Origin of the sequence: Mycolicibacterium doricum (genome assembly GCF_010728155.1) — a bacterium.
Taxonomy (GTDB): Bacteria; Actinomycetota; Actinomycetes; order Mycobacteriales; family Mycobacteriaceae; genus Mycobacterium; species Mycobacterium doricum.
The window spans coordinates 1,788,674-1,812,628 of sequence record NZ_AP022605.1 but is presented as its reverse complement, the minus strand read 5'-3'; the positions used below and the strand labels follow the sequence as shown (position 1 = coordinate 1,812,628).

The window sequence follows — 23,955 nt, the reverse complement described above, 5'->3', positions numbered from 1 at the left end:
GTCAACACCGGTCATTGCTGGCAAGGATGGTGTCCGCTTCGACGAAGTAGTACTCGGCGTAGCTGCGCTCGATAGCGGTGCTGCCCGGCTCCAGCAGGACGGTGGCGGCGCTGTCTCGCGCTGAGAGCGCGTATTGGGTGCGGCGGTGGCTGGTGTCGGAGTTGACGGCGCTGTGGATGTCTGCGCGAGCCATGGCCAGGGCTTGGCTTGTCGACATCGCGGCGGCATGGACGACAGTGCCGGTCATGAGCGGTTCCTTCCTGACACGGGCGGGGGAGCATCATCGGGGCTGGGACGGCTGGCGGGTTGGCGCTGCGGACGGGGATTAGACGAGACGGGCGCTGCCGGAAGCTGGGTGGTGCCCGACCGCCGCCCGGCCGGCACCTGCTGCTGGGTAGTGCCGTTGGGGCGCTGGCCGTCGGGGGAACCGAAGTTCGGGAACCGCTGGTCTTTCCCGGATTTCGCGCTTCGCCCGCGCACCTTGGAGGCTGCGCCCATCGCGACAGCCGCCGGGATGGCCACTTCGGGAGCTAGCACGGTCGCTCCGGCCTCTGCCGCCCCGGCAACACCGGCTGAGCTGCCCGCAGCCCCTCCGGCTGATGCTGCGCCTCGGGTTGCGGTGGTCGCCCCTAGACCCGGTGGGCGAGTCGCCTGCGTTGGAGCGTTAGGCGGGCGCATGTTCTGACTGGTGGGTCGTCGAGCTGGTCGACCGGCGGCAGGTCGGCCCGACACCGGCGCGTGGGTCGATCTCTGACCCGCTTCGTCGTCGGTGACGGAGGAACCGGAGAACCGTTCCCGCGCCCGACCTCCGAGGTCGCGACCCTGGGTGACGGCGTCCTGGCCGCGCTTGTAGCCGGAACTGCCGAAGTGCACCGCCTGCTGGACGGTGTGAACGAGGTCTTGCCGGGTGGTGTCGTGCAGCAGTTCCCTTTTCAGCCACCAAAACACTCCGGTGGCCACCGCCGACCACAGCGCGACCAGAACGAGCATGGCGACTGGGCTGGTCATTCCGACCTGGGATGCGAGTCCTCCTGGCGTGACGGTCTTGAGGATGAGCAGGGCGGCCACGCAGGTGTAGAGCACGTAGACGAACACCAAGAAGGCGTGGCGGAAGAACTGTTCGAGCCGGCGGCGGGCGCGTCGGCGGGGTGCGCCGTGGATCATTGCCGGGCCGGCCGCGAAGATCGCCATGATCGCGTTCATCAGCGCCGCACCGCACACCATGATGTAGCTGTAGGTGACGTACAGGACGAAGATGGCGAAAAACAGTCCCAGCACACCGAATCCGGCGCCGAGGGCGAAAATACTGCCATCTATGCTCTGTGCATACTGCAGCGCCTGGGGTGCTCCGCAGCCCTCCATGGCGTGAGCGGGTGCGTCGCGGACACCGCTCATGATCGCTGCCGACCAGTCCTGGCCGCAGCTGCCGATGGAGTCGACCGTCATGCCGAAGTTCCAGATTTGCAGGGGCGCACGAAGCAGTGCATCGGCCAGGACATTGGTCAGGTGGCCGAGCTGGGCGGTGGCGCCCCCGCTGGCGATCGGGCCGTTGTTTGCAGCTGCTTGGGCGACACCGAATCCGAGCGTCCTAGCCTGGTTGAGCAGGCCATCGTCGCCGGTCAACTCGCCGAGTGGATCTCTGGTCAGCCACAGACCCAACATGCCAATTGCGAAGGCACTCAGTATGATTGCTGCGCCGTGGCCTCGCCGTCCGTGCCACAGGATGTGGAAGGCACCGACGGCGATGCCCAGCGCTAAACAGATTTCGAAGAACCGGAGATCGACGAGCAACTGCCGCAGAGCTTCGAGGATCGGTGCGAACCAGATCGCCAGCCAGTACAACCAGGTGCTCGACATCGCGAACTTCAACAGCCACAGCACCGCGGCGATCATGAAGATGTACACCGAGGCCTGGGCCTGCATCCAGCTGGCGACGGTTTCATGCGTCAGCCCTGAGGTGATGGCGTGCGCTCCCCAGCGCACCCACGAACCGGGGTCGATGACGCTGACGTCCGGGCCGCCCTTGGTCAAGGCTTCCATGGTTTCGACGGTGGACAGGTAGTAGGCGCCCACGGGCACTCCGTAGCTGTCGGTGATGCCCGTCCAGTTCAGCGCCGCCGACATGGTGGCCGCGGTGGCACGTGGCGCCGCAATCAACGCCCACAGCGCGAGCAGGTGGGTGGTCAGCCAGAAGGTCAACACCTGCCGCAGCCGAGGGTGGACGGCAAGCTCGTATCCCACCCGCTCGGCGAATGCGTGGGTAGGGGCGGGGCGCATGGCGAGCGTGGCGGTGCTCATCACGCTGCGTCCTGATCGGGGGTGGTGTCGTACGCCCTGTGAAGGCGCTCATCGGACTCGCGGGCGATGCGGATGGCGCCGAGCCGGCGGAACTCATCGACCATGAAGGCACGCCCCTCCAGCTCACCACGGTCATGGCGCACTGCGGCCCCGTCGTCGTCGAAGTCTTCGTCGAACGCCGTGGGGTCTCGCATCTGGTCAGGCGGGGGTTTGGCCAGAAAGAAATCCTTGAACTCCGGATACTCGTCGAGCGGCAGTCCGACGCTGTCGGCCACCGCACGGGCAATAGCCTCTTTCTCGAATGGGACGATCAGCTGTTGGGTGATGAACTCGTCACCCATCAGCGCGAGGTCCAAGGGTCAGACTCACGATTTCGAGGAAGGCGGCGGGTCGGCCTTCCTCTACGACGTCGAACACCTCGTCACGAACAATCACGTAGTGCAAGACCTGGTCGACCCCATGTACGTTCAGCTTCCCGGCGCGCAGCAGACCGAGGCGCGGGTCGTCGGGCGCGACCCACTGACCGATCTGGCGGTCCTTCGCGTAGACCCGCAATCTGCTCAGCCACTGACGATTTCGCCTGAGGGAGCTCGACTTGGCGAACTCTGCTTCGCATTCGGCAGCCCACTCGGCGAGTTCCCAGAGAGCATCAGCATTGGCATTGTGAGCGGCCTGAAGCGGAGCCTTCCCACCGGCGACAAGCAAGCGATCTTTGACGTCATCCAGACGGATGCGGCGATCAACCCGGGGAACTCCGGCGGACCGTTGGTGAACGTTGACGGTCAAGTTATCGGCGTGAACACGGCAATAGTCCCCGAGGCTGACGGCATCGGCTTCGCCGTTCCCGCCGACACCGTCGCCGAGGTCGTCCACGAACTCATCACCTACGGAGCGGTCGAACGCGCGTCGCTCGGAGTGAGCGTCGCACGTCGGGTCGTCGACCGCGCACCCGGTGGCCATGCTCTCGTGGTGACCGCTGTTCGCGATAATTCAGCAGGCACCTTCGAACCCGGTGATGCCATAGTCGCTGTCGGCGATCGCGACATCCACTCCCAGAACGATTTACTGCGCGCATTGCGGCGAGACGTCGCCAACAGAAAAGTCACGGTCGTGGTCCTGCGTGGTGACCACGAAGTCTCGATCGAGTGTCGGCCACGCAGCGTGCGAACTTTCGGCTGATCGAAGACAAAGATCATCGACCTCTTCGAAGTGCCACCCCGATCCGGCAATGCATGCACCATCGAACGTTCCATCCCACTTCAAGCATGTCGGAGGTATGTAACAGTTGCTCATGGTCCCCACTGGCGAATGCCCTCATGATTCAATTCGCGCAGAGATCCAACAGATCCTGATCGACCACCCCCGCACCCGCTATGCCAAGGTGCTGCTCGGCATGCTGCGCGGGCTTACCGACGCCGAAATGGCGAAAGAGGCCGCCGAAGCAGGGGAACCGATCAGTGCCGACAGCATTGCCAATGTTCGCAGGTTGGTTCGCTTGTCCATGGACGACAAACTTGTGCCGGCTCCGTCTGATGCCGAGGGGCAAGCTGGACTTTATCGCGAGCTGCTGAACTACCGGCGTTCACCTGAACTGACACAACACATCAAAACCAAGCTGGCGAAGCTGCGGGAGCTAGACCCCAAGATTCTGCTGACGCCTCTCGGTCATGTCCATCTCGGCGCGAACGATCCCTCGAAGCCAGAGAAGCCGGAAAAGGTTTGTCCTTACTGCTTTTTGGTGCATGCAGGAGAGTGCCCATAAGCACCAGACTCGGTGTTACCCCAGCTCACCTCCCGTGTCTCCAACGGGGCGCGGGCTATCCGGCATCAGACGTCGGAGCCACTCGATAAGTGAGTTACTCGGAAAGCACGCCACGCCTCTGCAATCTCAAGAACCCGGCGCACAAGGTCGAAACATGCCGGCGCTGCCAGCGATTGCTCCGCAGTCCGGAAGCTCGCAAAAACCTTCGCGAAAAGAGAAAGGCGGATCGACGCACTGAAAAGGAGTATGACGCGAAGCGCAATCCGATTCGGGTCGTGCAAGGCGGGCTAGGGTCCGGCAACAAGTAAAAGGGCGCGGCGCGAGGTCATGCTGCCGGATACATGCCATCTGATCCGGAGCAGGCAGTCGATGGGATTTCACGGCACGCAGTGCCTGCCATCCCAATTGAGCAGTTCCGCAGTCTAGGTGCCCTTTGGCGCAGGAGCGCATGCAGTCCATCGTGGCGTAGGCGCAAATACTCTTGCCGTCCGCTCTGGGGCCTACAAGCTCGACTTTGATCAGGTCCCGGCCCAGTTCGCGGAACCCTTAAGCACCGGGAATTCGAACGCCCTGGTACTGCCGGAGGATCGAGTTTCGGCTGACCAGACCGAACGAGCTACCACTCCCCGTCAGCGACTACGTCGGGGCTCACCCCACCGATGGTGACCACTGTCTTCGGATCGATGGGAACAAACGGATCCTCCTTGGTGCCGAGCTTTTTGCCGACGCTCTTGACGTTCGACAAGATCTTGGACGGTGCGAGGTCCTGCGCGTCGGCGTCGTAGTAGTCGAACCAAGGCAACCCGGCTTCTACGTAGGCGTCCCGGTCGACCGAGGTCGACGGCGGCACCTCTCCGGTGATCGCGGTCCACTGCGCGGCCGAGCACAGGTGGACGAAGACCCGCCGGGCGCCATCCTCGTCGTAGTCGGCCAGCGGGCGATCGTCGGCGTACACCTCTTGACGCATCCGGCCGCCAGCCCCCAATCCCATACTGCTCCCCGAGGGCGCCGGCAGCGGTCCGCCATCCGCAAGGTCCTCGCAGCACATCACTTGCAGCGCCTGTGTGGCGTACCACGCCGCCAGCGCCTGCTCGGTCAGAGCGACAGCACGGAGTTGCACGCCACCGTGGGTCTCCTCCCCCGTCACCTGTCCTTCGACTGTGGCGCCCGAACCGAGCGGCACGGCAACGAACTGGCGGATGAACCCATCCCCCGAGTTGATGCCGTCCAGCCAGGGCTGCTGGGGCAACGCCACGTAGTTCTGCGGGTCACCGACGAGGTGATCGATCCACGGCAAGCCGCTAACCGCGCACACCTTGCCCACGCCAATCTGCAGCGCTGCGGGCTCGGAAGCGCTGAACGACAGCCACATCGCCTCGCGCTGGTAGACCGGCAGCATCAACCCGCCACGAACTAGCCATTCGGCTGGTGCGGTATTGGGTAGTCCGCGACCCGCCGCAACGGAAACCGGCCCAGACCCGGCGGCAGCGGATGCAACCCCGTCTCGGGGATACGCAGCGTCCTCTGAAAACTCACCGTCACTGGACCCAGCACCAGCTTGTCGCTGACGATCTTTACCGGCGCGCTCTGCGTCATGACTACCTCCATCTAGGCGTACTGCACTATGGATAGCACCAGGCACTGACACCTTGGGGTCGCGCCACAGGCCTGGACCCCCGATACCTCCACCTTGCACCACCTCGACATTCACCCAGGTATCGGACGGTGCGCAAGGCCACCGGTGTCGAATCTTTTCAGATTCGGTCGGATTGCACACTCGCGGTGCGAGTTCGGAGACGCAATTCGGCTGCGCTGCATGGAAAGCGTGTCCTGCACCACCCGCCGTTAACGGGCGTGGCTCAACTCATGGAACCTAACTGCGTCTGCCCGAGCGCGATCAGTATCTGATTAGTCGCGTCCCGCACCTGCGCAACAAACTCGTTCTGACCCTCGATCGCGAAAGCTTCTCCATACGACCAGGTTCTGAGGATCTGGATGCCTGGGCGCACGTGGACCTGAATGCCGGCTTTCTTACTGTCCAGCCACTGGTGAAGGCTTTCCTCTTCGATGGCGGGGGCGTACCGGCGCTCCACCAGCCACTGGAAGAAGCGTGGACCGGCTATCTCATCGCGGGTTCGACCGCCAGCGCGCCCGTCGTGGAAATCGTCGACCCACTGCTGCAAGTAGTCCTCTGCGGACAGCAGTCTGGTCGGAAACCAGCGTTGAAGAGGTTGGGCAAAGCGATGCGCAAGTTGAAAGTTGGGCTCGACAGTGAAACCGTCGTTCTTGTTCAGTTCGAGGAGGGCGTCGGCTCTGGCCGGATCGGAATAGATATATGTGTATTGCGGCTGGAGTTCCGCCGGCCAGACACCCAAATGAACGTACTTGTCGTCAAAGAAAAGAGCTGCGCGGTCGGCACCGCGGACGTGATCGGCGGCGAATTTGATTGTGACGCCGGGCAACAGCGGGTCTCCCCGCGGGATAAGCGTTCCTTCCACCGCGCTGGCTTTCGGGGAAAGCCCCGTCGCCTTCTGGAGAATCGTCTCGAGTCGATGCAGGGCGTTTGCCGGGTCGGCCGGTATTGAGGTCGATGGCAGTGATGGCATTGGAGCGGATCTCCTTGGGGCAATGGTCGCTGGCTCGGGTGGGCGGGCATGCCTGATGCCGCTGTCCCAGCCGATCTCCCATCCCGCGCTGGCGTCGAAGTAGTCGGCGTACGCGATGGGTGGCAACTGGAATTGCTCGACAAGACGCATGAGTTCGGCGAACCAGGAAACGTAGGCGGGATCGTCCTCGGTCGGAACGGTCCTAGGAAATGCGTTCAGGATCAGGTCGGCGACCGATTCGGGTCTGGTTGTCACGGTCACCTCACTCCCGGCGAATTCGGTAAGTCCGCCCGTCGAATACTGCAGTGCGGTGTCGAGGTCGATGACGTGCGGGAAGCTCACATGGTCCATCAGATTGTCAGCGGCGGTGATAGCGACGCGCCAGTACATCCCCGAGGAACTCATTCCCGGCATAATGCGCAGCCGGTGGTAGCCCCGCTGATGCAGGACTCGAACCCCTTGCAAGATGCGGATCGGGGTCTTCGAAGCCAACTGCATCAGTACTTGCTCGTGCACCTCGGTCGAATGCCACCAGTCGCACATCCTCGACACGAGTATTGACGGTGGCAATGGTTTCAACCGCTGCCGCGATGGCGTCCCGCCGCGGCCAGCCGAAGGCGCCTGTACTGATGAGCGGAAAGGCGATAGTTCGAACACCGAGTTCGTCTGCGACCTCCAAGGCCCGGCGGTAGCAGGACTCCAGCAGCGAACGGTCTGTTTGCCCAGTGTTGTAGTTCGGGCCGACCGTGTGAATAACCCACCGGGCAGGCAGGTCGCCTGCTGTCGTCCAGCCGGCGTCACCTGTAGCCAGTCCGTTCGGGAACCGCTCGACGCAGTCGCGCAGGATGGCGGGGCCTCCCGCGCGATGAATCGCGCCATCCGCGCCGCCACCGCCGCGCATAGCAGAGTTCGCGGGATTAACCACGGCATCGACCTCCTGCGCGGTGATGTCGCCACAAACCGCGGTGATTGTCGGCACGCAGAACAGTATGCATCTGGGCACCGACGTCAATGTGGTGGACGGCTACGGCGGCGACTGACTGGCCCCGTACCCGTCCGTGACCAGCCCGGCATCCCTTCGGGATCTTCGGTCACCCCTGGTCGCGGTTAGCTGCAAAATTGGCGCTGAGCGGTTTGCGCTTTATCTCTGCTGTGCACTTCAGCAGATGCCGTCGGCGAGGGGTCAACTGCAAAATGACAAGAGGAGCCGGAATGTCACCCGGTAATCACCACGCCGCGCGACCCGCCAGCCTTCGAATTGAAACTTCAGGGGTTTGGAGACCCTGTAGGGATCTGCGGGTAGCGCAACGGTGATGAACTCGGCGATCGCCGCAGCGACTTTGTGTGGTAGGCGTTGCAGCGCCCAGTCGGCTGCCGGCGAGAGCCGAACCGACCACGAAGCATCCGGGTCGCTCACCGTAGCCCGTAACGACGCCGAATCTCCTCGCCGCTGACCGTGTTACCCGCGGCATAGTCAGCATCGGCCTGGGTCAGTTCCTCGGCCAGGCCCGGAGTCCGCAGCGCGTACAAAGTTTCGTGGAGCGACTCGAGGTCGTCAGCGGACATGATGACCGCGGCCACCCGGCCGTGGCGGGTGATCTGAATGATTTCGTGCGTGGTGTCGGCCTCGTCGACCAGCGCCGACAGCTTGTCCTTGGCTTCCGACAGTGGAACTTGCTTCATGCCGATATACTAGCCGCAACTATAGCCGTATAATAGCCCGTTATTTAGCCGATACGCTCTGTTAAGTACGGTGATCCACTGCATATTGCATCAGATGAATCATGGCCTGACTTCTTTGGCGCCGAAGGCGAGTTGGGCGAGCACGGTGCCGGTGGCCTGGCACAGTCCGCTGAGCAGGTGGACCAGGTTGCCGGCTGCATCGCGCGCCGCCGGCCTCGAAACCCTGCGCCCCGAGCCCAATTCGTCACTGTGACGTTACCGCCGTGGTGCAGCGTCTCCCGTTCGTCCAGCCCACAGCCGTGCAGATAGCAATGATGTGGATAACGTTGGTTTCCATCTCTTCTCTGCGAGGCTGGTGTCGTACCGCAGCAGACAGATCCTGGCTACTCCTTCGCAGAAGGCGCCGTTGAAGCTACCTCCGCGCGCCACCGGCTGTCGATGAGATCCCCGAATGGTTCCAGCAGTTCTCGGACCACCGGCAGGCCAGTAAACCCTCGGCGCACACGGTGAAGGCCTATCGGCGAGACTTTATCGCCATCGCCAAACTGCTCGTAGACGGTGAACCAACCCAGCTCAGTCTAGCTGACATAACCCGCGTTCGATGCGTGCAGCATTCGCGGCATTTGCCGCCGATCACGAAGCTGCGTCGATCCGGCGTTGCTGGCCCACATGGAATGTGTTGTGCACGTTTCTCTACACAAATGAACTGTTGGCGGCCACCCTATGCAGCTCGTTGGGCGCCCGAAGTTGAAGAAGCCGCTGCCGAAGGCGCTCCCCCGGACCCTGGAGGCGCTGCTCTCTGCTGTCGCGCAGGAATCCGATACTTGCCGAACAGACTGCGTCACACCTATGCCACGAGCTCGCCACCTCCAATGTCAGCGTCTATACTTCATGAAGCATCTCGGCCACAAGTCGATGACGACATCGCAGCGCTACGTAACGGCCGCAGTATCGAAACCCGAAGTGCTGCAGCCCAGAATCAGCTGTACTCGCTAATCACCGGGCCCAATGCCGCCGCTGGTCGATCATCGAGCGGAGCGGAAGCTCGACGGTCCTGACGTCTGGATGGCCGCCCGGTCGCTCGCCGGCGCGGTTACGCGGACCACGGCTGGCAGATCCACATGGAACGATGAGTTTCCCACGGTGCTCGCCGCCCACTCTTCAGCGGCGGCCAACTGATCGGCGGACACGCTATGGCCGCTATTCAACGACTACCACGGCCAGAGCTGACCCCCAAGCTGCTCGGTCTGCCCGACAACGAAACCACGAAGGCGACGGTCGCCCAGCCGCCCGCCACCGGCGACGGCCGCGCACTGGTGATCCTGCTCGCAATGGTGCTCGGCCACCACCGAGGGGGCACAGCCAAGGACGCCTGGCGCGCCCCAGGACATCACCAAGACCTACCCCAACGGTGCGCCTACGACAGCCGTCACAGCCCCTACCGTGCTCCGCAGGACACCGCCATCGGACGCCGCGATTCGCACGGCCCAACCGGCGTCGTTGGGCAGGTCGCTCACGCCGAGGTATGCACGTCTATCGCCGGTCAGAACAGACAGCGACTCCAGCTGGGGTGTCAATGCCGTCATCACGGTGTCGAGTTCGGTACCGACCACGTACACGGTCGCGAAAGACGTTGGTGCACGCCGCACGCGAGGCATTGCATCCAGATGCTGCGCGTCCAGTGCCAGCATGGTGCCGTTCGCCCCGGTGATCTCGATAGTCGATTGGTAACCGCCGAACAGGTCGTCGGTGAGTTCGGGATGCAACACCACAGCATCGACGAGAACAGCTCGTCCGCCCGGCATGACGCACATTCGGGTGCGTTGCCGATAGTGAGCGTGCGGTACGAGGATGCGTGGGGCCGCGTCGAGGAGCAGTCGGCTGGTCGCATCGACCTCTAGGTCGGTTTCTTCGATGGCCGCGTCTCCGCCGGGAACCCCGGTCACCATGGTTGCGCCCTGGCCGCGTACCACCGCCGATCCGCCGTTGACCACCTCGATCCGCTGCGCGATGAAGTCGCTAGGAATGATCGTGCCCGCGGCGTTCTGAATGGTGACCGATCCCACCCCCGGCCGGCCAGGGTCGGGGAACACCCTGCCGGTCAGCAGCGGCCACCGATAGCGGCGCCGGGTCAACACCGTGCGACCGCCGACATCGGCGAAGGCGAGGTCCAGGGCGACGCCGACGCTCACCCGAATAGCACGTCCCGCTCGAGCACGTCCATCACCGCGTTCACTCCGTCACCACCACGGGCACTGATGGCCACGACGGGGCGGCCGCTGCGGACCTCGTCGGCTTCCTTGAGCATCAAGGGCAAGTCGACGCCGACGTACGGCGCCAGGTCGACTTTGTTGACCACCAGTAGGTCACACCGCAGGACGCCCGGCCCGCGTTTGCGTGGAATGTCGTCGCCGCCGGCGACGTCGATCACGAACAGCCAGTAGTCCACCAGGTCCCGAGAGAACGTCGAGGCGAGGTTGTCACCCCCGGATTCCAGCAAGATCATCTCGGTGTCGGGAAAGTCGGCCTCCAACGCGTCGGCTGCGGCGATGTTCAGCGACGGGTCCTCGCGGATCACGGTATGCGGGCAGCCGCCAGCTTCGACGGCGCGAACCCGCCGCGGGTCGATCAGGCCAGACCGGCGCACGCGTTCTGCGTCCTCGGCGGTGACCAGATCGTTCGTGATGACCGATACGACGCGGCCGCGGCGGGCGAACCCGGCCAGCAATGCCTCCACGAGCGCTGTCTTGCCGGAGCCGACCGGGCCCCCGATGCCGATGCGGGCCGCCTTCAACGTCATCGCATCATGAACTTCCTCGAGAAGGGCAGGGTGGCAGGTGGTTCAGCGGTGAGCAACTCGCCGTCGGCCCGGACGTCGAACGTCCGCGGGTCGACCTCGACATGTGGCAGAGCACGGTTGCGGACCATGTGTTTCTTGCGCAGTCCTCGAACTGATTTGATCGCCAACACGTTCTTGCGCAGGCCGAGCTGTTCGGGCACACCGGCGTCGACCGCGAGCGAGGACATGAACACGAAACCCGATGCCGCTGCCGCGTCACCCAGCGCGCCCCAGTTCGGGCGCTGGATCACCGGCTCTGATGAGGAGATCGACCCGGCCGCGTCGCCGAGCGCCGCCCAGGCGATGAAGCCGTTCTTGAGCACGGTCTTGGGTTTGACGCCGAAGAACGCAGGCTGCCAAATCACCAGGTCGGCGACCTTGCCAACCTCGACGGACCCGATGTGCGCGTCCGCGCCGACCGAAATAGCCGGATTGACGGTGAGTTTGGCGATATAGCGCTTGACCCGTTCGTTGTCGGCAGCGGCCGTGGCCTCCTCCGGCAGCCGTCCGATCCGCTCCTTCATCACCGCGGCGAGCTGCCAGCAATTGGCGACGTTCTCGGCGACTCGACCCATGCCCTGGGTGTCGCTGCCGAAGATGGAGATTGCCCCCATGTCGTGCAAGAAGTCTTCGGCCACCATGGTCTGCGGGCGAATCCGCGCCTCGGCGAAGGCGATGTCCTCCGGCGCTTCCCAATTCATCAGGTGGGCCAGCATCGTCATCGGCACGCCCTCGTCGAGGCCGCCCAGGGTGTACGGGTTGGTGGGGTTCGTGGTGCCGGGTATGACGTTGTCGTAACCGACGCAGCGGATCAGGTCCGGGGCGTGCCCGCCGCCCGCGCCTTCGACGTGGTAGAGATGAATCGTGCGGTCGCCGATGGTGGCCATCGTGGTCTCGGAGAACCCGAACTCGTTGATCGAATCGGTATGCAGGTGCACTGCGAAGTCGGCGGTATCCGCTGCCACGAGCGTCTTGTCGATGATGGCGGGTGATGCCCCGAAGTCTTCGTGGATCTTCACCGCGCCCGCCCCGGCGGCCACCATCTCCAACACGGCGGCCGGATCGGACGAGCCGCGCCCGAACGGTACATAGTTCATCGGCGTGTACTCGCCTGCCTTGAGGAACATGCCCAGGTTGCGCGGCCCGCCGGTGGCGACCTCGAAGGTGGGACCCAGTGAGCCACCGATGAGCGTGGTGGTGCCAGTCGACAGCGCGTGCTCGGTCTGCTGCGGCGAGATCAGGTGCGCATGTGTCTCGATGGCGCCCGCGGTGACGATCATGCCCTCGGCCGGAATCGGCGTAGTGGCGGTGCCGACCACCATTGCCTCGGTGACTCCTGGCATGACGTCGGGGTTTCCCGCCTTGCCGATACCGACGATGCGGCCGTCGCGGATGCCGATGTCGGCCTTGACGATGCCGCTGACTGCGTCGATGATCACCGCATTCATGATCACGTAGTCGAGGGCACCGTCGGACACCTTGGTCGTCGGCCGGTAGCCTTCGCCGTCGCGTACCGACTTGCCTGCACCACTGAGCAACTCGTAACCGGGCACCGTGTGATCGTGTTCCACCTCGACGAAGAGATCGGAGTCGGCGAGCCGGATTCGGTCCCCCGTCGTGGGTCCGAAGATGCGGGCGTAGGACTCACGGTCGATCGAAGTCACAGTGCGGCCCCGAGTGCGCCGTCGGCATCCAGTGGTCCGTTGACCAAACTTGAGAACCCCTGTGCGACCCGCGCACCGGCCATGGGGACCAACTGCACGTCGACCGGGATGCCAGGTTCGAACCGGACGCCGGCACCCGAGGGCACGTCGAGTTTGTGCCCCCAGGCTGCGCGCCGGTCGAACTCCAGCGCCGGGTTAGTCTCGAAGAAATGCGACTGGCTGCGGACCTGAATGTCGCGGTCGCCGCGGTTGACGACGGTCAACGCCATCCGCTCGGCGCCGGGGAACAGTTCGACGGGCTCATCGCCGACGATAACCTCGCCGGGCCGAAACCCGTTCTCACCAAGAGCTATCGGGTCGATCAGCGTGACCAGTTTGGTGCCGTCGGCGAACGGCGCGTCCACCGCGACGATGCGCACCATGTCCGGCACGCCCGGTTCACACTGATCGGCGCGCAGCAGCGACGCGGCACGGTCGATGACCTCGTCGTACGCCATGTTCTTGCGGGCCGCGAGCATGACCTCGTCGGCAAGCATCGCCACCGCTTCCGGGTGGCTCAACGGGATGCCCTCGCGCAGGTTGCGCCTGGCTATTTCGGCAGCGCTGAACACGGTGAGGCGCTCCATCTCGGTGGGTGTCAGGTTCATGGGGCTCCTATTACTCGCGGAAAACTAGCTGGCGAACAGGCGCGCGCCGTCGCCGCGGCGTTGGGCGGCAATCTCGGCGTAGGCGGTGAATGCGGCGGGGGTGCTGTGGGGCTGACGGCCCAGCAGATCGAGCATCAGTGGAGTCAGGCCGGTGGTGATGCGCTGCGCGCCGAGGTGCCCCACGATCCCGAGACGCAGTGCCGCACCGGTGATGCCCGATACAACCTGCCACGCCACGACGGTTTCCGCGGTCTTCAGCGTCAGGTCCGCCGCCCGCAGGCACACCGCGTGCGCCACCGACAGGTGTCCGAGCGCGGACCCGGCAAGCACCCGGTCCCGGTAGTTGGCCACCGCGTTGTTGGACGCGGGTTCGAGAACCGCCGCGAACGTGGCGAGGGTCGCCGCACCGGCACGCCGGGACGCCTCTCGCAGCACCGACATGGTGGCGATCGCCTCGGCCATGGCGTCGACGACGGACGGATCCTCCGCCGTCCAGGCTCGACGCATCAGCACCCGGTCACACCCGTGCCACCGGCCCTCCAGCTGTTCGGTGGCGAAGGCGCTGACGTCCTCCTCGCCGAGCACCAGGCCGTCGCGGTAGGACCCCTCCAACCCCGCCGAGAACGCGAACCCGCCGGAAGGAAAGCCGGTGTCGCCGAACCTGATGGCAGCCAGCAGCTGGGCGGGCTCAGTCATGGGCCCGCCGTACCCACTCGACCCTGCCGCTCGCCAGTAGGTCGCCGATCCGCGCGGCGTAGGCCGATTCCGGCCCTTCGAGGTGGACGACCAGGATGCCCTCGTGTTGATCGGTCTTCCAGTGCAGGTGCCCTGCAAGGAAGCCCAGCCGCAGTGCCGCCGGCAGGTCGGCGGCCCGTAGCGTCATGGTCCGCGGTGCGCCGGCGCGCACCACCACGGCGCGTTCGGCTTCGAGGAGCAGGACGGCTCCGTCGGCGAGTGCGGCATCTCGTGGCAGCGCCACTGCGTATTCGGTACCTGCGTCCGAGGTGACGCGAAGCCGTCTACGGTCGAGATCCTGGACGTCGAGATGCACGTATTCCACGGCGTGCCGGTGACGCAGTTCGTGCAGCCGGGCGGCGACGGCACCGTCGGAGACCCACCCGACGATGCCGTCGAGGATCTGCGGACCCGTCGCCATCGGCGAGGTCGCACCGCCCACTACGCGGCTCCGGCGAGCACTGGTGCGATCTTGCCGACATTGTCCGAATACTGTTCCAGCGCATAGCCGACCTGCAGGATTTCGGGCTCAGCGAACGGCTTCCCGAGGATCTGCACGCCGAGCGGCAGCCCTTCGGACGTGAAGCCGGCGGGCACCGACAGCGCCGGTAGCCCCGTGATGTTGGCCGGCGCCGAATAGCGGACGTACGCACCCGTGGCACCCTCCACGGTGCCATCGGGCCAGGTGATGAACGGATCGGCACGCAGGGTCGCGGGCCCTACGACGGTCGGTGCCAGCACCACGTCGATCGCGGAGAACATCTGCTTCCACGCCGCCTGCATCGAGGTACGCAGCCGGAGCGCGTTGACGTAATCGGTGGCCAGCTGCGCGGCCCCGGTCTCGAGCAGCGTACGGACTTCGTCGGTGAACTTCTCCGGTGACGTGCGCAGGTAATCCTGATGGTAGGCGGCGGCCTCGGGCATCATGATGGCCCACTCGGTGGCCAAGATGAGGTCGGCCATGGGGATTGTGACCTCGACCAGCTCCGCCCCAAGGCTTTCCAAGAGTGTGGCGGCGGTCGTGGCGGCCGCTGCCGCCTCGGGGTCGAGTTGCTCGGTGTAGAAGTTCACGGGGATGCCGATCTTCTTCCCCGCGACCCCAGCGCCGATCTGGCTCACCATGTCGGGTACGGGCACGTCAACAGTGGCCGGATCGCGCCGGTCGTAGCCCGACATCGCGGCCATCACCAGCGCTGCGTCTACTACGTTGCGGCTCAACGGTCCGACGTGGTCGAGCGACCACGACAGCGAGGCAACCCCGACGCGGGAGGCACGTCCATAGGTCGGCTTCAACCCGACGGTGCCGCACAGCGCCGCCGGTATGCGGATCGAACCGCCGGTGTCGCTGCCCAGCGCGACGGGCACTACGCCCGCCCCGACCGCGGCACCCGAGCCGCCGCTGGAACCGCCCGGTGTGCGGTCCGGCGCCCAGGGATTGCCGGTGGTCGGCGTGGTTGCCCCGTAGGCGAATTCGTGGGTGTGGGTCTTGCCGATCAGGATCATGCCGGCGTCGTAGAGCTTCGCGACGGAGACGGAGTCGACGTCGGGCACGTGCTCCGCGCGTTGCGCCGAACTCGAGGTGGTCTTCACGCCGGCGGTGTCGTAGAGATCCTTGACGCCGAGCGGGATGCCGTGCAGCGGTCCGCGGTAGTTGCCCTCACCGATCACCTTCTCGGCGATGCTTGCCTGCTCGAGCGCGATCTCCGGTGTGGTGGTGACGAATGCGGTCAGGGTGGGCTCAGTCTCCTCGAGCCGCGCCAGCGACGACTTGACGACCTCTACCGGCGAGACCTCCTTGGCCTGGATCTTCGCCGCCACCTCGAGCAACGGCAGTTCGTACAGTTCCATGGGTGTGCCTTTCGTGGTCTTGTAGTCACTGCCAGCGGGCATTGAAGCCGACGGCCGGTACGGTCTCGCCAAGTCCCTCCACGGAGGCCCGTCGTATCAGCGCGAGTGTCGACGAGTAGATCTGGTAGTTCGCCGTCAACCGCTCGGGTGGCACGGTCAGCCCGGCGTAGTCGAAGGCCGCGGCCATGGCTGCCTCCGAGGGGACGAATTCACTGACGGACATGGGTTCTCCCTAATTCGTTGGTTTGGTGATGTGAGGCAGAGCGGGAAGCGGCTTGTCGACGCATCCGGCGAGCGATTCGAAAGCCCGCCCGGCACCCAGTACCGTCGCGTCCGCGCCGGGTGGGCCCATCAACTGCAGACCGATCGGAAGGCCGTCGCTGCCGAATCCCGCCGGTACCGTCAACGTCGGCATCCCCGTCACGTTGGCAGGCACGGTCAGTGCGTTGATGCCGTCCAGGATGGGGACGGTGGTGCCGCCGAAGTCGACTTCGGTCGATCCAAAGGGTGGCGCGGTCATCGCGACGGTCGCCGACACCAGCAGGTCGACACCCCCGTCGAACATCGCGGTCATTCCGGCGATGACAGCGGCGCGGGCGCGTAGACCGGCGAGATAGTCCACGCCTGTGTAGGCCGCCCCGACGGCCAACGCCCTCTGAACGTCCGTACCGAACTCTTCCGGCCTCATCCCCGTCTGAATCGAGTGCCACGCGGCGGCCTCGACCCCGCAGACCACGTGCACCACCTCAGGGCACAGTTCGACGTCGTTGAACCTGACCTGGCGGATGATGGCGCCCGCGGCCTCCAGGGTGCGTACCGCGGCCACGAAGGTGGCGGCCACGTCAGGCGTGAGCCGGTCGCAGAAGTACGGTTCCGCGACGCCTATCGTCAAGCCCTCGAGCCCACGGGCGAATTCGCTGCGGAAATCTGGGATGCGGGCGGTGCTGCTATAGGGGTCGCCTGGATCGTGCCCGGCGATGACTTCCAGTAGTGCCACGGTGTCGTCGACGGTGCGGCCCAGTGGCCCGGTGTGGTCCAGGGTGAAACTCAGCGCACTGACCCCGCGTCGGCTCACCATGCCGAACGTCGGCTTGTGACCGGTGACTCCGCACAGCGCGGCGGGGATGCGGATAGATCCACCGGTATCGGTGCCGAGCCCCGCCGTCGTCACTCCGGCGGCGATAGCGGCACCGGTGCCACCGCTGGAGCCGCCGGGAATACGGTCCAGCGACCACGGATTACGCGTTGGCGGAGTGTTGACCCCGTAGGCGTATTCGTGCGTGGCGGTCTTACCGACGATGATCGCCCCGGCCGCCCGTAGCCTGCGCACCGCCTCGGAATCCGCTGCCGCCAGGTGTTCCGGAGCGCCGAGGGAACCGTTGCCGGTGCGGTAACCGCCGACATCGTAGATGTCCTTCACGACGACGGGAGTGCCCCACAGAGGTCCCGTCGGCCCGGTTTCTCGCTGCTGTTGCGCGACAGCAAGGGCCTCCTCGGCGAAGACGGCGGCGAACGCCTCGATCTTGTCCTCGGTCTGCGAGATCCGCGCCAGGGCTCCGCGGACGGAGTCGACGGGATCGAGATCCTGCAAGGTCTGGCTGCTCGCCGTCCGATCAGTGAAAGTCTCGGTCATCGGTCCCCCATCATGGCTGCTCCGGCCAGTTCTGGTTCGAGTACGGCATCCACGAGCTTGCGGGTGATGTCTGTTTCCGGATTCGTCAGGAGGCGATCGACAGGGCCGGCCTCGACAAGTTTCCCGTGATCGAGCACTCCTGCGTGTTCACACATGTGCTCCACGAGAGCGAGGTTGTGGGTGATCATGAGCATCGTCAGCTTGCGTTCGCGCTGAAGGTCTTTGAGTAGGTTCAGAATCTGTGCCTGCACCGACACGTCCAGGGCTGCGGTCGGTTCGTCGAGGACGACGAAGTCCGGGTCGGTGACCAGGGCACGGGCGATGCCGAGCCGTTGGCGTTGCCCACCCGAGAACTCGTGAATGTAGCGGTCGTAGTGCGACGGCAGCATCCCCACCCGGTCCAGGAGGGCGAGTGTCTTGTTCCTGGCCTCGGCGGGTGATGCGGTGCGGAAAAGCTTGAGCGGATACGAAATCTGCGCTCCGACGCTGCGGCGCGGGTTGAACGCCGATCCAGAGTCCTGGAACACGATCTGGATCTGCCGACGGTAGCGTCGCAAGTCGAGATCGGACAGGCCGACGAGCTCATTGCCATCGAAGGTCACCGACCCCGACGTCGGCGTCTCGAGACCCATCACCATACGGCCCGTGGTCGTCTTGCCAGAGCCGGATTCACCGATCAGACCGAACGTTTCGCCGTGTGTGACGGTGAAGCTGATGGAGTCGACGGCGACGAATTGGGCGCGTTTGCCGTCCTCGCCGCGCACGGAGAACACCTTCTTCAAGTCCTTCACCCGGATCAACCGATTGTCAAGCGACATATTGCTGTTCCTTCGCAGAGTTCGCGCTGGTCTCGCCATGGAACTCGAACAGTCGCCGGTCGGCGCGCGCCACCGAGCGGGTGGCGTCATCGAGGCGCAACCGCGGGACCGCACGCATCAGCCCCTGGGTGTACGGGTGTGCCGGCTTGGTCAGCACCTGGTCGACGGTTCCTGACTCCAGCACGTCACCTCGGCGCATGACGGTCACGTCGGTGCAGACGTGGGCGACGACACCGAAGTCATGGGTCACCAACAGGATCGACGTACCGAGTTCGCGGTTTATGTCGAGCAGCAGATCGAGGATCTGCTTCTGCACTGTGGCGTCCAGCGCGGTGGTCGGTTCGTCGGCGAGGAGCAGTTCCGGCCGGCACGACAGCGCGATGGCGATGACGACGCGCTGGCGCTGACCGCCGGACAACTCGTGCGGATAGGACTTCATCCGTCGCTTGGGGTCGGGCACCGCGACCAGGTCGAGAACCTCTAGCGCCTTGGCCTTGGCTGATGCCTTGTCCACGCCCTGGTGCAGCCGGATGACCTCCATGAGCTGCGCGCCGACCGTGAACGACGGATCCAATGCCGACAGTGCGTTCTGCGAAACCAATCCGATGTGCGGACCACGGATGGCACGCATCTCCTTGTCGGTCTTGTCGAGGAGATTCTCACCGCGGAAGAGGATCTCGCCGCTGGTGATCTCGGCACGGTTGGTGAGCAGTTGCAGCACCGCCAGCGAGGTCACCGACTTCCCCGAGCCCGACTCGCCCACCAGTCCCAGTATTCCGCCCTCCTGGACGCTGATGTTGGCATTCTTGACTGCGTGCACCACACCGCCATCGGTGTGGAAGTCGACGGACAGGTTCTTGACATCGAGTGCGTTGTGAGTGGTCATCAGCTGGTCTGCTTCCTCGGGTCGAGTGCGTCCCGGACACCATCGCCGATGAGGTTGAAGGCCAGCGAGACGCTGAGGATGAGAAGACCCGGGATGGTCGCGACGTGGTAGATCCCTTCGAGGAGCACGTTCTTGCCATCTGCGGTCATGATGCCCCAGTCCGGGGTGGGCGGGACCACGCCGACCCCGAGGAAGCTCAGCCCGGATGCCACCACGATCATCAGGCCGCACAGGGTGGTTGCGTACACCAGCAGTTGAACGACGACGTTCGGCATGAGTTCGCGGAACATCAACAGCAACGGGTTCGCGCCGTAGGCGCGGGCCGCCTCCACATAGTCCTTGGAGGATTCCTGCACAGTGGCTGTGTAGGCGACCCGGGCCATGTACGGCACGAGGGTGATCCCGATGGCGAGCATCACATTGCCAAGGCCCGCACCCAACACCGCCGACAAGGCGATTGCGAGCAGCACGAGCGGGAATGCGAACAACACGTCCAGTACCCGCATCAGGGTTTCCCCGGCGCGGCTGCGCTGGAAGCCGGCGAACAGGCCGATCAACAACGCCAGCGGGAACACCACCAGTACCGGAACCACCGCCACCGTCAGCGAGTTGCGACCGCCGTAGAGCAGCCGGGTCCAGATATCGCGGCCCTGACCGTCCAGGCCAAGGGGGTGGCCGTCGGTGCCGAGGCCCGCGAGCCGGTTCACTGGATCACCCGCGACCGGGCTGTACGGGGTCAGCAGTGGCGCAAAGATGGCTGCCAGCGCAATCAATACCAGGATGATCATCGACGCCACGGCCCACTTGTCGCGGCTGAATGCGCGAACAGCCAACTTCCACGGTGGTTTCGGAGCTTTCCCCTCGGAGGGCGCGTGCCCGCTCGCCGACGTCTTGCCGGCGCCGATCATCGAGCGGCCCATACCGACCACATCCGTCATCGCACTCATTAGTGCGCCGCCCTTCTCGTCCGCGGATCAAGTAGGCCGACCGCCGTGTCGGCAAAGAGGTTGATGATCACGAAGGCCAGCGCGATGAACAGCACACCGGCTTGCACCACGGGGATGTCGCGCTGGGTGATCGAGGTGTACAGCTGCTGGCCCAGACCCGGCCAACCGAAGACGACTTCTACGAACACCACGCCACCGAGCAGGTAGCCCACCTGTAGACCGACGATGTTGACGATCGGCGGCAGCGCGTTGCGCAGGGCATGGCGCCACAGCACTGAGGTGGTCGACAATCCTGAGGCGCGCAGCGTGCGAATGTAGTCCTGCTGGAGGATGTCGACCATCACACTGCGGGTCATCCTGGCAATCACCGCCAGCGGGACCAGTGCCGCCGCGACGGCCGGCAGGATGAGATGTGCCAGTAGATCGCCGAATCCGCCGGGAAAGCGTGGGCTGTACATACCGGAGGTCGGCAACCAGCCCAGGCTGATGGAGAAGACTCCGATCAGCAGCAGCCCGAACCAGTACACCGGGACGCTCGCGCCGGCCAGTGAGATCACCATGGAGGCACGGTCAAAGATGCTGTACTGCTTGTGGGCGGCGATGACACCTAGCGGCACGGCGATCACGATGCACAGCACCAGCGCGGCGCCGGTGAGGATCAGAGTATTCGCGAACCGCGGCACCATGATGTCAGTGACGGGGGCGTTGACCGTCAGGGACCGGCCGAGGTCACCCTGCAGCAGCCCGCCGAGATAGTCGAAGAACTGCACGGGCAGCGCCCGATCCAGCCCCAACTCGGTCCGCAGGGCTGCTGCGGTCTCGGCCGTTGCACCGGTCCCGAGGATGGTCACAGCCGGGTCGCCCGGCACCATCTGCAACAGCAGGAACACGATGAGACTGACCCCGAACAACACGATTAGCGTTGCGCCCAAGCGAGTCCCGACTACCCGGGTCATTGTTCCAGCCTCACTTCGGTCAGGTCGTACCACTCTTCGCTGGCCGAGACGAAACCGGAGACATAGGGGGCCAGCATGTAGGGGGCCTTGTCATTGACGATCGGGGCCAACGCGTGGTCGTCGCTGACGATGTTGTTGGCCTGTCGCCAATACTCGTCGGCTTTGGCGGGATCGAGCGCGGTGATCGCATTGTTCATGGCTTCGTCGAGCTGCGGATTGGAGTAGTAGCCGACATTGGGGCCGTCAGGTGCTTGCAGTTCAGAGGATGTCGCGATGTAGAGCCAGTAGGGGCTGGTCATGCCCCAAGACATCTGAGCCATCCCAACGCCGTCCTGCATCCCGCGCGCCCAGACCCCAAGATACGAGATCCATTCCTGCGTTTGGATGGCCACCTCGATGCCGATCTCCGCGAGGTTCTGCTGAATGAACTCGGCCATCTGCGCAGGCATGATCTGCCCGGAGCCATCGGTGGACGTGATGAGCGTGGTCTGGAATCCATCCTGCAGGTCCACCGACGCCAGTAGCCGCCGGGCCTCGTCCAGATTTCGTTCGTAGGCATCCCTGCGCTCGACGTATCCGCCGGCCGACATTGCTTGGACCCCATAGGCGGGAGTCACCGAGCCGCGCAGCAGATCGCGCGCCATGCCCTCCCGGTCGATGGCCAGGTTGATCGCCTGGCGCACCTCGGGGATCGAGGTGTACTGATCCTTCATGTTGAACGACAGATACCAACTGTGCGGCGGGATGCCCTCCGACAATTGGTATCCCTCGGCCACGAGATTGTCGATGCTGTCGGGGTTCGGTACCGCGATCATGTCGACGTCACCGGACCGCAGCGCCGCCGTCCGCGCCGACGGGTCGGGCAACGGCCGGAACACCACGCCGTCGATGTAGGGCACCTTGCCCCAGTAGTCGTCGTTGCGTACCAGGTCGATGCGCTCGCCCCGGATACGTTCGGCGAACTTGAACGGTCCGGTGCCCACTGGGTGATCAGCGATGTCGTCGCCATAGGCCTCGAGCGCGGTGGGGCTCATGATGGCCGTCGACCCGTTGCCACCCTGGGTGAGCATTCGCAGGAACTCCGAGAAGGGCTGCTTAAGACGAACATTTAGCGTGTACTCGTCGACGCTGGCGACCGACTCCACGAACTTCCAGACGAAGCTGGTCTGACCACCCGCCTTGGCGGAATATATCGGGGACTCCTTATCCCACATCCGACGAATGTTGTACTCGACCGCCTCCGCATTCAGCGGTGTGCCGTCGTGGAACTGGACACCCTGGCGAATGTGGAATATGTAATCGAGGCCGTCCGCGGAGACATCCCATGACGCGGCCAGTCCTGGCTTGAGCGGCGGAATGGTGGCCTCGGCTGAGGGGATGGTCAGATCCTCGTCCACGAGCGGTTCGAAGATCTGCCGGTTGATGCGCCAAGACACCCAGCCGCCGGCAACCTGCGGATCGAGAAGGTCCGCTTCGGATTCGATGGCGACGACGAACGTGTTGCCCGTCTGCACGGGTGGGCGCGAGCACCCTGCGATCACGGTGAAGGCGCACGCGGCGACCACGCACGCCGCGAAGAGACTCCTCATTTTGTGCCGCATCACGTTTCGGGTCCTTGCTCCATCCGTAGTCCTCTGGGTAGGTGAAGCCACCAGCCGTTGTGTGCACTGCACCCCGGTGGTCGGCGATATTCGACGAGAACGAACTCCACGCTAGGGGTTCTGGAGCTTCACTACCATCCGTCAGCCGACGTATTTGGCTGTGTCCGAGGGCATCATGTGGGCGTGCCGACCGCCCGGATGACGAAGAGGGTCACCCAGGCGTCGGACTGATAGGTCAGAGGGCGGCTATGCTCCGCGGCACGGCCGCCGAAGTTATGTCCCGTTGCAGGTCGACAAGGCCGAGTTCCGTAGCGTACACGGCGGCGGCCACCCGGTTGGCCACACCAAGCTTGCGCAGCACCCGCTCGACATGGGTGCTCACCGTGCGCGGCGAAAGGAATAGCCGGTCACTGATCTCGGGGTTGGACATCCCGGCCCTCAGCAGCACAAGGATTTCCTGTTCGCGGGGCGTCAGTCGGGCGCGCGCGCAGGCCCGCAGTCGCGTCACGTACTTGGTGAACAACGGCCTCGCGGCTTCGACCATGCACCGGTTGCGTGCGGAGAACTCGGGTCGTTCCATGTTGGCCTGGCACATGCCGACCACGTCACCGGCGCCGTCGTGCAGCACCATGAGGAAACCGTTGGTGAATCCCTCCGGGCGCAGCACCTCGGCCCCGCTGTACGAGTCGGGAAATTCCGGTACGTCCTCCCAGTCCGTTATGCGGTCGTGGTCGGAGAACTGCTTCCTGAATTCCGGCATCGACTGGATGTCGGAGGAGAGGTGCCGGGCTACGGCCTCGGAATAGCCGACCGACTTGACGAGGCTGAACCCTTTGTCCCGTGGCGTCTTGAAGGCGAGCAGAAAGGTGTCGCACCCCGTCTCGACACGAATGAAGTCGATCGCGCCGCAGATCCGCACCTCAGCGTCCCCGGAGACCATCGCGGCGGCGATGGACGCAAAGTCAGGAGTGTCGATCCCCGCACGGGTCATCTCGTCGTTCTCCGTCCAAACTGACATCTAGTGCTCTGACC

General features: G+C 64.7%; 25 protein-coding genes. 2 read left to right on the top strand and 23 right to left on the bottom strand.

Annotated features, from left to right (window positions below):
• Window position 1 precedes the first annotated feature (1 nt).
• From G6N07_RS08995 to G6N07_RS08985, 3 genes are read right to left on the bottom strand one after another with little or no spacing between them, the layout of a single operon-like run.
• A complete protein-coding gene (locus tag G6N07_RS08995; RefSeq protein WP_064876108.1) occupies window positions 2-247 on the bottom strand; it encodes a hypothetical protein in 246 nt (81 codons plus the stop codon).
• Complete coding sequence (locus G6N07_RS08990) at window positions 244-2,298, bottom strand: hypothetical protein (RefSeq protein ID WP_085191442.1); 2,055 nt, start codon at window positions 2,296-2,298, stop codon at window positions 244-246. The genes G6N07_RS08995 and G6N07_RS08990 overlap by 4 nt, the downstream gene beginning before the upstream one ends.
• Window positions 2,298-2,639: a hypothetical protein gene (locus G6N07_RS08985; protein ID WP_179959966.1), complete on the bottom strand. Its 342-nt coding sequence runs from the start codon at window positions 2,637-2,639 to the stop codon at window positions 2,298-2,300. The genes G6N07_RS08990 and G6N07_RS08985 overlap by 1 nt, the downstream gene beginning before the upstream one ends.
• Between G6N07_RS08985 and G6N07_RS08980 the strand changes: the two genes are divergently transcribed.
• Both G6N07_RS08980 and G6N07_RS08975 read left to right on the top strand, forming a co-directional pair.
• Entirely contained in the window at window positions 2,623-3,477 is an 855-nt protein-coding gene (locus G6N07_RS08980; RefSeq protein WP_163784157.1) for a S1C family serine protease, read from the top strand. The two genes, G6N07_RS08985 and G6N07_RS08980, sit on opposite strands and share 17 nt — an antisense overlap.
• Before the next feature lie 112 nt (window positions 3,478-3,589).
• Entirely contained in the window at window positions 3,590-4,060 is a 471-nt protein-coding gene (locus G6N07_RS08975; RefSeq protein WP_085192470.1) for a hypothetical protein, read from the top strand.
• A 616-nt stretch (window positions 4,061-4,676) separates the two neighbouring features.
• Here G6N07_RS08975 and G6N07_RS08970 read toward each other — a convergent pair.
• From G6N07_RS08970 to G6N07_RS08880, 20 genes are all read right to left on the bottom strand, one after another.
• The gene (locus G6N07_RS08970) at window positions 4,677-5,459 is read right to left on the bottom strand and encodes a hypothetical protein (protein WP_244949054.1); all 783 of its coding nucleotides are present in this window, start codon (window positions 5,457-5,459) and stop codon (window positions 4,677-4,679) included.
• Between the two features lie 14 nt (window positions 5,460-5,473).
• Complete coding sequence (locus tag G6N07_RS20955) at window positions 5,474-5,656, bottom strand: hypothetical protein (protein ID WP_244949053.1); 183 nt, start codon at window positions 5,654-5,656, stop codon at window positions 5,474-5,476.
• 263 nt (window positions 5,657-5,919) lie between these two features.
• On the bottom strand, window positions 5,920-7,071 hold the full coding sequence (locus G6N07_RS08965) for a hypothetical protein (RefSeq protein WP_163784155.1): 1,152 nt from the start codon (window positions 7,069-7,071) through the stop codon (window positions 5,920-5,922).
• Window positions 7,025-7,645 (bottom strand): O-acetyl-ADP-ribose deacetylase, encoded by a 621-nt coding sequence (locus tag G6N07_RS08960; protein WP_163784153.1) that lies wholly within the window; start codon window positions 7,643-7,645, stop codon window positions 7,025-7,027. Before G6N07_RS08960 ends, G6N07_RS08965 begins: the two co-directional genes overlap by 47 nt.
• Window positions 7,646-8,079: 434 nt before the next feature.
• Complete coding sequence (locus G6N07_RS08955) at window positions 8,080-8,349, bottom strand: type II toxin-antitoxin system Phd/YefM family antitoxin (RefSeq protein WP_085188834.1); 270 nt, start codon at window positions 8,347-8,349, stop codon at window positions 8,080-8,082.
• 1,400 nt (window positions 8,350-9,749) lie between these two features.
• Entirely contained in the window at window positions 9,750-10,541 is a 792-nt protein-coding gene (locus tag G6N07_RS08950) for an urease accessory protein UreD (RefSeq protein WP_163784151.1), read from the bottom strand.
• A complete protein-coding gene (gene ureG, locus G6N07_RS08945; protein WP_085188830.1) occupies window positions 10,538-11,149 on the bottom strand; it encodes an urease accessory protein UreG in 612 nt (203 codons plus the stop codon). The genes G6N07_RS08950 and ureG overlap by 4 nt, the downstream gene beginning before the upstream one ends.
• Window positions 11,146-12,852 carry an urease subunit alpha gene (gene ureC, locus G6N07_RS08940; protein ID WP_085188828.1) on the bottom strand — a complete coding sequence of 569 codons (1,707 nt, stop codon included), beginning with the start codon at window positions 12,850-12,852 and terminating at the stop codon, window positions 11,146-11,148. The genes ureG and ureC overlap by 4 nt, the downstream gene beginning before the upstream one ends.
• Complete coding sequence (gene ureB, locus G6N07_RS08935; protein ID WP_085188826.1) at window positions 12,849-13,499, bottom strand: urease subunit beta; 651 nt, start codon at window positions 13,497-13,499, stop codon at window positions 12,849-12,851. The genes ureC and ureB overlap by 4 nt, the downstream gene beginning before the upstream one ends.
• A gap of 24 nt (window positions 13,500-13,523) precedes the next feature.
• Complete coding sequence (locus G6N07_RS08930) at window positions 13,524-14,195, bottom strand: urease accessory protein UreF (RefSeq protein ID WP_085188824.1); 672 nt, start codon at window positions 14,193-14,195, stop codon at window positions 13,524-13,526.
• Window positions 14,188-14,655 (bottom strand): urease accessory protein UreE, encoded by a 468-nt coding sequence (gene ureE / locus G6N07_RS08925; protein WP_085188852.1) that lies wholly within the window; start codon window positions 14,653-14,655, stop codon window positions 14,188-14,190. The genes G6N07_RS08930 and ureE overlap by 8 nt, the downstream gene beginning before the upstream one ends.
• 20 nt (window positions 14,656-14,675) lie before the next feature.
• Window positions 14,676-16,082 carry an amidase gene (locus tag G6N07_RS08920; RefSeq protein WP_085188850.1) on the bottom strand — a complete coding sequence of 469 codons (1,407 nt, stop codon included), beginning with the start codon at window positions 16,080-16,082 and terminating at the stop codon, window positions 14,676-14,678.
• Between the two features lie 25 nt (window positions 16,083-16,107).
• Window positions 16,108-16,305: a hypothetical protein gene (locus G6N07_RS08915; RefSeq protein WP_085188822.1), complete on the bottom strand. Its 198-nt coding sequence runs from the start codon at window positions 16,303-16,305 to the stop codon at window positions 16,108-16,110.
• A gap of 9 nt (window positions 16,306-16,314) precedes the next feature.
• Window positions 16,315-17,715: an amidase gene (locus tag G6N07_RS08910; RefSeq protein ID WP_085188820.1), complete on the bottom strand. Its 1,401-nt coding sequence runs from the start codon at window positions 17,713-17,715 to the stop codon at window positions 16,315-16,317.
• Window positions 17,712-18,533, bottom strand: a complete 822-nt coding sequence (locus tag G6N07_RS08905; RefSeq protein ID WP_085188818.1) for an ABC transporter ATP-binding protein — start codon at window positions 18,531-18,533, stop codon at window positions 17,712-17,714. The genes G6N07_RS08910 and G6N07_RS08905 overlap by 4 nt, the downstream gene beginning before the upstream one ends.
• Window positions 18,523-19,419: an ABC transporter ATP-binding protein gene (locus tag G6N07_RS08900; protein WP_085188816.1), complete on the bottom strand. Its 897-nt coding sequence runs from the start codon at window positions 19,417-19,419 to the stop codon at window positions 18,523-18,525. The genes G6N07_RS08905 and G6N07_RS08900 overlap by 11 nt, the downstream gene beginning before the upstream one ends.
• On the bottom strand, window positions 19,419-20,357 hold the full coding sequence (locus G6N07_RS08895; protein ID WP_085188848.1) for an ABC transporter permease: 939 nt from the start codon (window positions 20,355-20,357) through the stop codon (window positions 19,419-19,421). Before G6N07_RS08895 ends, G6N07_RS08900 begins: the two co-directional genes overlap by 1 nt.
• 8 nt (window positions 20,358-20,365) lie before the next feature.
• The gene (locus G6N07_RS08890) at window positions 20,366-21,298 is read right to left on the bottom strand and encodes an ABC transporter permease (protein WP_244949052.1); all 933 of its coding nucleotides are present in this window, start codon (window positions 21,296-21,298) and stop codon (window positions 20,366-20,368) included.
• Window positions 21,299-21,318: 20 nt separating this feature from the next.
• Window positions 21,319-22,911, bottom strand: coding sequence for an ABC transporter substrate-binding protein (locus tag G6N07_RS08885; RefSeq protein WP_163784149.1), 1,593 nt, complete (start codon window positions 22,909-22,911; stop codon window positions 21,319-21,321).
• A 247-nt stretch (window positions 22,912-23,158) separates the two neighbouring features.
• On the bottom strand, window positions 23,159-23,941 hold the full coding sequence (locus G6N07_RS08880; RefSeq protein WP_235849598.1) for a response regulator transcription factor: 783 nt from the start codon (window positions 23,939-23,941) through the stop codon (window positions 23,159-23,161).
• Between the last annotated feature and the right edge of the window lie 14 nt (window positions 23,942-23,955).